The 11749-nt window shown below is 62.9% G+C and carries 10 protein-coding genes; 4 read left to right on the top strand and 6 right to left on the bottom strand.

Features of this window, described 5'->3' with window-relative positions; genetic code table 11:
- Nucleotides 1-69 precede the first annotated feature (69 nt).
- From JWQ24_RS25910 to JWQ24_RS25890, 5 genes are all read right to left on the bottom strand, one after another.
- Nucleotides 70-1314, bottom strand: a complete 1245-nt coding sequence (locus JWQ24_RS25910) for an acyl-CoA dehydrogenase (protein WP_299814611.1) — start codon at nucleotides 1312-1314, stop codon at nucleotides 70-72.
- A gap of 10 nt (nucleotides 1315-1324) precedes the next feature.
- On the bottom strand, nucleotides 1325-2452 hold the full coding sequence (locus JWQ24_RS25905; RefSeq protein ID WP_299814608.1) for an acyl-CoA dehydrogenase family protein: 1128 nt from the start codon (nucleotides 2450-2452) through the stop codon (nucleotides 1325-1327).
- Between the two features lie 183 nt (nucleotides 2453-2635).
- Nucleotides 2636-4510, bottom strand: a complete 1875-nt coding sequence (locus JWQ24_RS25900) for an AMP-binding protein (protein ID WP_299814605.1) — start codon at nucleotides 4508-4510, stop codon at nucleotides 2636-2638.
- A 270-nt stretch (nucleotides 4511-4780) separates the two neighbouring features.
- Entirely contained in the window at nucleotides 4781-5539 is a 759-nt protein-coding gene (locus tag JWQ24_RS25895; RefSeq protein ID WP_299814602.1) for an SDR family NAD(P)-dependent oxidoreductase, read from the bottom strand.
- A gap of 252 nt (nucleotides 5540-5791) precedes the next feature.
- Nucleotides 5792-6463 (bottom strand): TetR family transcriptional regulator, encoded by a 672-nt coding sequence (locus JWQ24_RS25890; protein ID WP_299814599.1) that lies wholly within the window; start codon nucleotides 6461-6463, stop codon nucleotides 5792-5794.
- 198 nt (nucleotides 6464-6661) lie between these two features.
- Here JWQ24_RS25890 and JWQ24_RS25885 point away from each other — a divergent pair, with 198 nt between their 5' ends.
- Entirely contained in the window at nucleotides 6662-8206 is a 1545-nt protein-coding gene (locus JWQ24_RS25885) for an acyl-CoA synthetase (RefSeq protein ID WP_299814596.1), read from the top strand.
- A 6-nt stretch (nucleotides 8207-8212) separates the two neighbouring features.
- Here JWQ24_RS25885 and JWQ24_RS25880 read toward each other — a convergent pair whose 3' ends face one another.
- On the bottom strand, nucleotides 8213-9043 hold the full coding sequence (locus JWQ24_RS25880; protein WP_299814593.1) for a DUF1194 domain-containing protein: 831 nt from the start codon (nucleotides 9041-9043) through the stop codon (nucleotides 8213-8215).
- Nucleotides 9044-9223: 180 nt separating this feature from the next.
- Between JWQ24_RS25880 and clpS the strand changes: the two genes are divergently transcribed.
- From clpS to JWQ24_RS25865, 3 genes are all read left to right on the top strand, one after another.
- Nucleotides 9224-9538: an ATP-dependent Clp protease adapter ClpS gene (gene clpS, locus JWQ24_RS25875; RefSeq protein WP_299814590.1), complete on the top strand. Its 315-nt coding sequence runs from the start codon at nucleotides 9224-9226 to the stop codon at nucleotides 9536-9538.
- 83 nt (nucleotides 9539-9621) lie between these two features.
- Nucleotides 9622-10374 (top strand): hypothetical protein, encoded by a 753-nt coding sequence (locus JWQ24_RS25870; protein ID WP_299814578.1) that lies wholly within the window; start codon nucleotides 9622-9624, stop codon nucleotides 10372-10374.
- Nucleotides 10375-10578: 204 nt separating this feature from the next.
- The gene (locus tag JWQ24_RS25865; protein ID WP_299814575.1) at nucleotides 10579-11610 is read left to right on the top strand and encodes an esterase-like activity of phytase family protein; all 1032 of its coding nucleotides are present in this window, start codon (nucleotides 10579-10581) and stop codon (nucleotides 11608-11610) included.
- Nucleotides 11611-11749: the final 139 nt, after the last annotated feature.

Raw genomic sequence — 11749 nt, 5'->3', positions numbered from 1 at the left:
CCTCGTCTCGTTATTCGTTCCCGGGACGCGGCACAGCGCGAAGTGGTGCGCCGCGTCCAGGACACCGAACTATCGTCCCCTGGTCGGGATCTGGTTGAACGGCACGTCCTTGTCGACGCGGATATCGCCGGGCAATCCCAGCACGCGTTCGGCGATGATATTGCGCAGGATCTCGTCAGTGCCGCCTTCGACGCGGGTGGCCGGCGAGCGCAGCAGCATCGCCTGGAACTTGCCGGCAACCTCGGCGTCTTCCGGACCGGACAACATACCGGCCGCGCCTTGCAGATCGAGCGCGTAAGTCGCGACGTCCTGCAGCATCGAGCCCGCGACCAGCTTGCCGATCGAATTCTCCGGCCCGGGCCGCTCGCCTTTCGACAGCGCCGAGATCGCGCGAAAACTGGTGTATTTCAGGCCGGAGGCACGCACCGCCCAGCTTGCCAGCTTTGAGCGGACCGCACGATTATCGATCGCCGGGCCATCCTCCAGCATCAGATTGCTGCAGAACTCGAACAGTTCAGGCACGCCGGTCGCCATATTGGCGCCGATCGCCATGCGCTCGTTCATCAAGGTGGTCAGCGACACGTTCCAGCCATCGCCAACCGCACCGAGCCGCTGCGCATCCGGAATCCGCACGTCGGTGAAATACACCTCGTTGAATTCAGCCTGCCCGTTGGCCTGCTTGATCGGCTTCACCTCGATACCCGGGCTCTTCATGTCCAGGAAGAACATGGTGAGACCCTTGTGCTTGGGCACATTGGGATCGGTGCGGGTGATCAGGATGCCGTAGTCGGAATAATGCGCGCCCGACGTCCAGATCTTCTGGCCGTTGATGACCCAGTTGTCACCATCCTTTTCCGCGCGGGTACGCAGCCCGGCGACATCCGACCCGCCGGCGGGTTCCGAGAACAACTGGCACCAGATATTCTCGCCGGAGGCCAGCGGCGGCAGGTAGTGCCGCTTCTGATCTTCCTGCGCATAAGCCATCATGGTCGGGCCACACATGCCGTGGCCGATGATGAACAGCGCGCCGAGCTTGCCGAACACGCCCTCTTCCTGCTGCCAGATCACCCGCTCGATCGGCGTCGCGCCGCGGCCGCCATACTCTTTCGGCCAGTGCGGCACGGCCCAGCCGGCCTCGGCCTTCTTCTTCTGCCAGGCCTTGGCGACCTCGAGAATGTTGCCGCCCTTGAGCTGGATGCGGCCGAGCGAGGCCTTGTTCAGCTCGTCTTGGTATTGTTTCGGCGCATTGGCAGCGATCCAGGCGCGCGCCTCGGCGCGAAACGCGGCTTCCTGCGGTGTGTCATCGAAATTCATGTTCTCGTCCTCACGCCGCGTTTCGCTGCCGCATGCGATCGATCAGGGTATCTTCCCAATACGACAGGCTGCCGAGACCAAGCGCCAGCGCATTGGCGCGGCGGTAGTACAGGTGGCAGTCGAATTCCCAGGTGAAGCCCATACCACCGTGGACCTGAATGTTGTTCTTGGCACAGTGCTGGAATGCCTGCGTCGCGCTGATGCGCGCCGAGGCCGCCGCTTCCGGGAGTTCGGAGGCGTTGGTGGAAAGTGCCCAGGCGCCGTAGTAGCAATTCGAGCGCGCCAAAGTCGCAGACACATACATGTCGGCCAGCATGTGTTTGACCGCCTGGAACGAGCCGATCTGGCGGCCGAAGGCGATGCGGTCGAGCGCGTAGTCGCGGCCCATCTCCAGCGCGCGGTCGGCGCCGCCGACCTGCTCGAAGCCGACCAGCACCGCGGCGCGATCGAGCACGCGGGTCAGGATGCTCCAGCCTTCATTGGCCGGGCCGAGCAGCTCGGCCTTGACGTTCTTGAACGAAATCTCGGCCTGGCCGCGCGAAGGATCAATATTGGCCAGCGCCTTGGCCTCGACGCCCTCGCTGGTGAGATCGACCAGGAACAGCGAGATATCGGTCTCGCGGCCGGTCGAACCATTGCGCGCCGCGACGATGGCGAAATCGGCTACGGCGCCGTCGGGCACCGGCCGCTTGACGCCGTTAAGCACGCCGTTGCTGGCGGTGAGCTTGATCGCAGCCGGCGACGGATTGCCGGGGCCTTCGAACAGCGCCAGCGTACCGACCGCGGCGCCCGACGCGATCGCCGGCAACCACTTCTGCTTCTGCGCCTCGGAGCCCGCCAGCATCAGTGCTTCCGCGGCCAGATACACCGTGGAGGAAAACGGCACCGGCGCCAGCGCGCGGCCCATTTCCTCCGCTATCACGCAGAGTTCGAGATGCCCGGCACCCGAGCCGCCGAACGCTTCGGGAATAGCAACGCCGAGAAAGCCCATGTCGGCGAGCCCCTTCCAGAGTTCGCGATCATAAGGCTGCTTGCCGTCGATCACCTCGCGCACCGCCTTCGGCGGGCATTTTTCCGAGAGGAAACGACGTGCTTCATCGCGGAGCTGCTTCTGGTCGTCGGAGAAATCGAAGTTCATGGGGTATGCCTTTTTATCTCTTCAGTTTTTTGTTTGCAGTCACCGCCGCCATTGCGAGGTCGGGGAAAGCTGCCTTGCAGCTTTCCCTTTAGCGAAGCGACGCGGCAATCCAGAAGGCGGCAAGCGCGGACTGGATTGCTTCGTCGCAAGGGCTCCTCGCAATGACGGGGTCGGCATTCGCGTTCACTTCAGCACCATCACATCACTTCCTGGCGGATCGGCATAGAGCTGCTCGACCAGCGCCGCGCGGCGTTGCAGACCGGCGCGCTGGTTAATGTAGCCCTTGTCGGTGAGTTCGTTGCCGTCGATCGACGCCGGCTCGACCATGAACATCGCGCGCGCGATGCGTTTGCTGCTGGCGCCTTTGGTGCCGGCATTGTGTGCCTCAAGGCCGCTCTTCAGGCTGGCCAGCACCGCAGGATGCTTCACCACTTCGGCAAAGCCCGCCTCGGGTTCGCCGATCAGGAGGCGGCAGGCAGCGAGATTGGGCCAGGCCAGCACGCCGATCCACGGCCGGTCCTGCCCCGCGATCAGCGCGTCCTGTACCACCGGCGTTGCTGCGGAAATGGCATCAGTGCGCAGGTCGCCAACATGAACGAAGGTGCCGGTGGTGAGTTTGAAATCCTCGACCACGCGACCAGAGAAGATCAGGCCCTGCACCGGATCACTATCATCGACGAACACGGCGGCATCGCCAATCTTGTAGAAGCCTTCCTCGTCGAACGCGGCTTCGGTGAGATCCGGCTGGCGGTAATAGCCCGGCATCACGTTGACGCCACGCAGCCGCAATTCGTACTTGTCGTCGACCGGCACCATCTTCAGCTCGACGCCGGGAAACGGCAGGCCGATCAGGCCGACGCGCTCTGTGTCCCAGTAAGTGCCGGTCGAGGTCGGCGAGGTCTCGGTCGAGCCCCAGCCGGTGTAAAACACGATACGTTCGCCGGTGGCGCGCACCGCCAGCGCCTGCATCCGGTCATAGAGATCGTCCGGCAGCCGCGCGCCGCCATATCCCATAACGTTCAAATTCCTGAAGAAGTTGCGGCACAGCGCGTCGTCCTTCTCCATCGCCGCGGCGAGCATGGCGTAGCCGGCCGGGACGTTGGCGTAATAGGTTGGCGAGATCTCGCGCACGTTCTTCAGCGTTTCCTCGATCAGTCCCGGCATCGGCTTGCCATCGTCGATATAGAGCGTGCCGCCCTCGATCAGCAGTGGATGAAACAGCGCGTTGCCGCCCATCGTGTGGTTCCACGGCATCCAGTCGAGATAGACCGGCGGCGGGCTATCGGGATCGCGCGGCCGGACCTGCATCATCATGGCCGCATTGGCGGTCATCATACGCTGGGTGTTGATCACGGCTTTGGGGATGCCGGTAGAGCCGGAGGTGAACAGCAGCTTGCCGATGGTGTCCGGCGTGATTTGCGCAATCGATTGCTCGACCGCCGGCGTCACCTGTGTCGCCGCCATCTCGACGAACGAAACGCTGGCGATGCCTTCGGGCGGACGGGCGACGTGAATGACGCGGATGCCCGTGAGGTCGAGCGCATCGAGCGCCTTCTGGAAGGTCGGGCCGTCCTGCACCATCACCACCGCCGGTTCGATCAGCTCGAACAGGTATTTCAGCTTGGCGTGGTCCTGGCTCATCAGCGAATAGGCCGGCGACATCGGCGCCGCCGGATGCCGCGCCTGCATCGCGGCCTGCGTCATCAGCGCGTGTTCGATGGAATTGCCGGACAGGATCGCGACCGGGCGATCGGCTTCCAGCTTCATGTCGAGCAGCGCCTGGGTCAGCGCGTCCACCGTGCGCTTGGCCTCGGCGTAAGTGAGATGACGCCACTGCCGATCGGGGCCATTGCGCTGCGCCAGCCAGACCTGGTCCGGCCGCTCTTGCGACCACTTCGCCAGCGAGGCCGGCAGATGGGTCTGGTAGTCCATCAGCGGCACGCGCGACTTCAGCACGATGACGCCGTCCGGCCGCCGCTCGACCGCGATGTCGCGTTCAAGCCAGTCGATCTTGCGGAAGGCAGGCTTTGTCAGCACCGCGGCGGCCTGCGCGTTCATGTCGTTCTCCCAAAACCACGATCTCTTGCGGACCCTGTGTTTCTTCTTGTCGCGAACGCTGGTCTTTCCCTCTGGCCGTCCGGTTCAGAGCGCCAATTACGCCCTCTCCCCTCGTGGGAGAGGGCGTCTCCGATGCCAAAACAGACCTTGATGGGTGAGGGGGCGTCGCGAAACGAGAACCTGTCCCCTAGCCCGGCCGCACTATGCACGGCTCCCTCTCCCACCTCGCAAGGCTTCGCTTTGCTTAGGGAGAGGGAAGAAAGAGAAGTACTAGCGCGGCGCCATGCGGATGGCGCCGTCGAGACGGATGGTTTCGCCGTTCAGCATCGGGTTCTCGACGATGTGCACCGCAAGGTTGCCATACTCCGAGGCGTCGCCGAGGCGCGCGGGATGCGGCACCTGCGCGCCCAGGCTGGCGCGCGCTTCCTCGTTGAGGCCCATCAGCAGCGGCGTCAGGAACAGGCCCGGCGCGATGGTGTTGACGCGGATTTTCTGCGAAGCGAGGTCGCGTGCGGCCGGCAACGTCAGGCCGACGACGCCGCCTTTTGAAGCCGCATAGGCGATCTGGCCGATCTGCCCCTCATAAGCGGCGACGCTGGCGGTGTTAATGATGACGCCGCGCTCTTCGCCGATGGCTTCCTGCTTCACCAATTGCTCGGCGAACAGCCGCAGACAATTGAAGGTGCCGATCAGGTTGACCATGATGACGTTGGTGAATTTGTCGAGCGGATAAACGCCCTGCTTGCCGACGATGCGCTGCGAGCCGCCGATGCCGGCACAATTGATCAGCACGCGCGCGGTGCCGTGTGCAGCTTCGGCCTTGGCGAGGCCGGCCTTGACCTGATCCTCGCTGGTGACGTCACCGACCACGGCAACACCGTTGATTTCGGCAGCGACAGCCTCGGCATTTTCCTGGCTGCGATCGAACACGGCAACCTTGGCGCCCCGGGCTGCCATGGCGCGCGCTGTCGCGGCACCCAACCCCGAGCCACCGCCGGTAATGAATACGGCTACGTCTTTCAGCTGCATCGAGTTTGCCTTTCCTTGGGCGTTTCCTGGTCGTTTCTTGAAGTCTTTTTTAATCGGTCCTTGGACGTTTCTTTGAATTTTTGGGACGTTTCTTGTTTTGTTGTTCGAACGATACGTTGACCGTTCCTTGAAAGCGTTTCCTCGAAGTTTCTTATTGGTTTTGATAGTTCCTTGGGCGTTTCCCGATAGATTTTTTTCTTGGTCGTCTTCGCTTCAGTTTCCTTGGGGTCGTTTCTTCTTAGCTCGTTGTCGTCAGACGGTTGAACCCGCCTTTTTGTGATTGATCAGCATGCCGTGCAGTATCATCGCTTCTAAATGGGCGACGTAGTCACGGCAGACTTCATCCGTCACCGGGCCGACGCCAATGGCGCGCGACATGGCATGACGGCTGAAGAACAGGTTATCGCAGGCGCCGATCAGGCTGGTGTAGAACATCACCGGATCGACCTTGCGGAATTCGCCGGCCACATAACCCTCGTCCAGCAAACGGCGCTGGAAGTCGAGCAGCGGGCCAACGAAGAATTTCGACACCTCGTCGGCGGATTCACTGCTGCTCTCATGCAGCAAATAGTGGATCAGCCGGTTCATGTAGGGAAACTGGTAGTAGGCCTTGATGATGCCGGCGATGTGCAGCCGCAGCTTGGCGGCGGCCGAGATCGGCTGCGCCATCAGGTAATCAAGGTTGGTCATTTCGGTGGCGGCATCGCGCGCGAGCAGCGCCAGCAGCAGGCCGTCCTTGTTGCCGAAATGATATTTAACCAGCGCCGCATTGACGCCCGAGCGCTGCGCGATCTCGCTCAGCGACACTTCGATCGAGTTGCCAGCAATCATCAATTCGTTCGCCGCAAGCAACAGCTTGTCGGCGGTCGGATTGCGTCCGGCGGTCGCTCGGCCCGGGGGGCTGGATGTCAGATTCGGCGTCATGCGAGGCGCAGATAACCCGATCATCGACGCCGACTCAAGAGTTAATTGACCGATTGACTAAACAGTTTTGCGACCATTTAATCCGCTCCACCGGCAAGTGAACGGCTGCAGCCCTTGCTCCCCCACGGTGCTTCACGGCGCGGGGCAGGGAAAGACCAAACGAGCGGAAAAATCCGCCGATTTCCGAGGAAACGCCTGATGAGCCATCCCTCCATCCACGCCCGCACCCATCCCGACAAGACCGCTTATCTGATGGCCGGCTCCGGTAAATCGATCAGCTACCGCGAACTCGATGCGCGATCCAACCAGGGCGCGCATCTGTTTCGCTCGCTCGGGCTGAAAGCCGGTGACCACGTCGCGTTCCTGATCGAGAATCGGCTGGAATTCATGGAGATCTGCTGGGCGGCGCAGCGCAGCGGGCTGTATTTTACGGCGATCAGCCGTTACCTCACCGCCGACGAGATCGCCTATATCGCCGGGGATTGCGGCGCCAAGGTCGTCATCACCTCGCCGAAGGGCGCCGAGGCGATCGCGCCACTGATCTCCGGTGCCCCGGACACGCTGTTTTATATCCTCGACGGGCCCCGCGAAGGCTTTCGCGACTGGAGCGCCGCGCTGGACGCCCAACCCGTGACGCCGATCGCCGATGAGGTCGCTGGCTGCGACATGCTGTATTCATCCGGCACCACCGGGCGGCCGAAAGGCATCAAGCGAGCCCAGGACAACACCCCGATCGACGTACCAAGTCCGTTCCTGAAGAAGCTCTGCGCCGACATGTGCAGCATGAACGACGACAGCATCTACCTGTCGCCGGCGCCGCTGTATCACGCCGCTCCGCTGCGCTTCAACATGATGGCGATCACGCTCGGCGGCACCTCGGTGATCATGGAAGCCTTCGACGCCGAAGAATTTCTGAAGTTGGTGGAGAAGCACAAGATCACCCAGTCCCAGGTGGTGCCGACGATGTTCGTGCGGATGCTGAAACTGCCCGACGAAATCCGGCTGCGCTACGACGTGTCGTCGTTGAAGGGCGCGATCCATGCAGCGGCGCCCTGCCCGATCGACGTCAAGGCCCGGATGATCGACTGGTGGGGTCCGATCCTGATCGAGTATTACGCGGGCTCCGAAGGCAACGGCGTCACCGTTTCGAATTCGCAGCAATGGCTGTCGCATCGCGGCACTGTCGGTCGCGCGGTAACAGGCATCCTCAAGATCGTAGACGAGAACGACCAGGAGGCTCCGGTCGGCCAGATCGGCACGGTGTATTTCGCGGATGCGCCGGTGTTCACCTATCACAACGATCCCGAGAAAACGAAGCGCGCTTATAACGACCGCGGCTGGTCAACGCTCGGCGACGTCGGCTATCTCGACGACGAGGGCTTCCTCTATCTCACCGACCGCAAGTCCTACATGATCATTTCCGGCGGCGTGAACATCTACCCGCAGGAGACCGAGGACGTGCTGATCACCCACCCCGAGATCGCGGATGTCGCAGTGTTCGGCGTGCCGAACGAAGAGATGGGCGAAGAGGTCAAGGCGGTCGTGCAGCCGCACGACATGGCGCGCGCCGGAAAGGCGCTGGAGGCCGAGTTGATCGCGTTCTGCCGCAGACATTTGTCGCCGATCAAATGCCCGAAGAGCATCGACTTCGAGGCCGAACTGCCGCGCACGCCGACCGGCAAACTGGTGAAGCGACATCTGCGCGACCGCTACTGGCCGAAGAAGGAAACGGCGCCGGCGTAAGCCCGGCTACCTGCCCCACCTGTCCTGCCAGATCTTCTCGCCAACCAGGCAATTCACCCGCGGCTCTCTTCCGGCGACCGGGATGACGCGCGGCTGCGGTTGCAGGCCGGCGACTTCCATCACCAGCTTGGTGCGGATCGCTTCCTTGAACTTCTCACGCTCCTTGATCGCCACCACGAAGGAGCCGGGGCCGCCGATCACGCAGTCCTCGTAGTACCAATCGAGATTCTCGATATCCATCGTCGAATAGGACAGTTCCTTGGCCATGATCGGCAGGCCGTTGATGACGATACCCTTGGCCAGCGCTTCGTCGCGCGCGACCGTCACCGGCGAGCCGTTATTGTTCGGCCCGTCACCGGAAATGTCGATGACGCGGCGCAGCCCGGCATAGGCGTTGTTCTCGAACAACGGCATCGCGAAATAGATCGCGCCGGAGATCGAGGTCCGCGATGCCCGCCGGATCGGCGTATTCATGATCTCGGCGGCCACCGCATCCGCGGATTCCGGGCCGTCGATGATGCGCCAGGGAATGATCACCTTCTGGTCGGTCGAGGCCGCCCATTCGAAATATGTGATGGCGATCTTGCCGGTCGGTCCGGTCTTCAGCGCGGAAAGGAATTCCTTGGAGACCAGCGCCAGAGCGTAGCCCTCGCGCTGGATCGCCAGCTCTTCCATATCCATCGAATAGGAAACGTCGACCGCCAGCACCAGTTCGACATCGACCGTGGGATCCCGGGCCTGCACCAGCCGTGCATTGGGTGCGGCCACGCTCGCGACATCGCCACCGGCAATCGCTCCGGCGACCAGCACCGCTCCAATTGAGACACACCAGCGCATAGCGGCCCTCCCGTCGAAGTCGCAATCGTGACACGCAAATGACGGCGCGCAAAGTGGTAACCGGACATCGGGTTCACAATCCGGTCAAACGCAGCGCACGGCGCAGGGCACTCATCGACAGCTTTCCCCGGTGTCATCATGATGGCTCGTCGTCCACACGGCACCCGGAGTTGCCGCTGAATGCCCGCGACCACCACCCCCCGCATCACGGTCCTGCCCAAGATCCAGCCGAAGGTCGAGCGCCCCAAGCTGTACAAGGTGATCCTCGTCAACGACGACTTCACGCCGCGCGAATTCGTCACCCGGGTGCTGCAGGGCGAATTCAGGATGACCGAGGACCAGGCGCACAAGGTGATGATCACCGCACACAAGCTCGGCGCTTGCGTGGTCGCGGTGTTCACGCGCGACGTCGCCGAGACCAAGGCCGACCGCGCCACCGACGCCGGCCGCGCCAAAGGCTATCCGTTGCTGTTCACGACGGAGCCAGAAGAGTAGCGCGTCCGTGCAGCCTGCCAATTCAACTCACTTTTACCATCGGTCGTAACCGCCGATTCAGGCCCGCATGGCAGGATGGGAGCGTGTCCCATACCCTCCGCGAGCGAATGGCCCTCCGACCCGACATCGAGTTCGGGCCTTTCCGCTTTCTGGAAGCGCTGCCCTGGCTCGTGCTGGCGGCCACCATGCGCGTACTGGCTTTCAGCACCCCGGGCCTCGCCATCATTTTCATTGCATTCGCCACCATCGCGGTCCTGAACGCTTTCATCGTGGTGACGCAACGATCAATCGAACTGACCGGCGGGCACAGCGGCCTCGGCGACCTCAGCACGTCGGAAAGCTTTCGGCTGTCGCTGACGATCCTGAAATGGACGGCATCGCTGATGGTACTGGCGATGCTCGGCGCACTGGCGCTCGGTGGCAAGGCGGCGCCGCTTATGCTGTTGGGCATCGATGGCATGGCGTTCGCACAACCCACGATCCCGGCCATGCTGTGGAGCGCGGTGATCGCCACGCTGATCCTGCTGATGATCGTCGAGGCCGGACGCCGCGCCGGCCGGACCAGCCTGTCCGCGATTGGACCTGAACTGCTGCGCCATGGCGTCTGGCTGCTGGCCGGCATTGCGGCGCTGACGGCGAGTTATGTAGCGCTCGGAACGCTGCAGGATATCGTGCGCGACATCCTGGTGGAGTTCTGGCGCAATTCGCCGCTCAACCAGCTTTTCAAGAACCTGATCATGTTCGTCTACATCTTCAGCTTCGCGATGCTGCGGCTGTGGATGACCTTGCTGGTGCTGACTTTCGCACTGAAGCAATCCTACATCCGGGCCCGCTAGAGCATCTTCGTTTTGAGATGGGCCATTCTCTCCGCAAGAATTCCTCATCCTGAGGAGCGGTCGTCTTCGACCGCGTCTCCAGCGAATGGCAACGCCATTCGCTGGAGACGGGCGACAAACGCTTCGTGGTTCGAGACGCGCGCCAAGTGGCGCGCTCCTCACCATGAGGGCATCTGTTGCGTTGTGGCCGACCGATCGAATCCCATGCTGACCCGCCGCCGCTTTCTCATCGCCGCCGCTGCAAGCGCCGCTCTCCCCGCCATCGCCCGCGCGCAAACGGTGCCGGTCCCGGCGCCACCATCCGCCAGAGCCCCGGTCTCCATCGAGGTCGAAGCCCGGCCGATTCCCTCCTTCGACACCCGCGACCGCACCCATCTGCGCTTCGGCTCGCTGCAATATCGCAGCGGGCTGGTGCTCACCTCGAAATATCGCGACTTCGGCGGAATCTCCGGCCTGCGGCTCGATGCCAAAGGCGAGGGCTTCATCGCCATCAGCGACAAGGGCAACTGGTTCACCGGCAAGATTGTCTACAGCGGTAGTGCGATGGTCGGCCTCGCCGATGTCGAAGCCGCGCCGATGCTCGGCGCCGACGGCAGACCGATCGCCGCGCGCGGCTGGTACGATACCGAGTCGATCGCAGTCGACGGGCCACTGGTCTACATCGGCATCGAGCGCGTGCATCAGATCCTGAAATTCGGTTTCGGCCGCGATGGCGTTCGCGCCAAAGGCGAGGTCGTCCCGACGCCGCCGGGGATGCGAAAACTGCCGTCCAACGGCGGGCTGGAAGCGCTGGTGGTGATGCGCAAGGGTTTTCCGCTGGCCGGCACCCTGGTCGCAATTTCCGAACGCGGCCTCGATGCCAACGGCAACATCATCGCCTGGCTGATCGGCGGCAAGGCGCCGGCGCAATTCTCCGTGCGCCGCACTGGCGATTACGACATCAGCGATGCCGTGCAGCTGCCCTCCGGCGATCTTCTGATACTGGAGCGAAAATTCTCGCTGCTCGGCGGCGCCGGCGTCCGCATCCGGCGCATCGCGCTTGGCACGATCGCGCCCGGCGCCACCGTCGATGGCCCCACGATCTTCGAGGCCGACCTTGGCTACGAGATCGACAATTTCGAGGGCATCGACGCCCACGTCACCCCCGAGGGCGACACCGTGCTGACGCTGATTTCCGACGATAATTTCTCCATGCTGCAGCGAACCTTGCTGATGCAGTTCACGCTGGTGGAATGAGCGCGCCTCTTTCGCAGCGGGCAGTCCGTCCCCACATCGAGCTGCCACAAGGAGGTTTCACCATGCCACTCGCCCGCATCGATCTCAGCAGCACAGCGTCGCCACAACTCAAGCAAACCGTCAGCGACGTCGTCTATGA

Source organism: Tardiphaga sp., assembly GCF_028290495.1.
Classification (GTDB): Bacteria; Pseudomonadota; Alphaproteobacteria; order Rhizobiales; family Xanthobacteraceae; genus Tardiphaga.
Note: the sequence above shows the minus strand (reverse complement) of the source record. Positions and strands in the feature narration are given on the sequence as shown.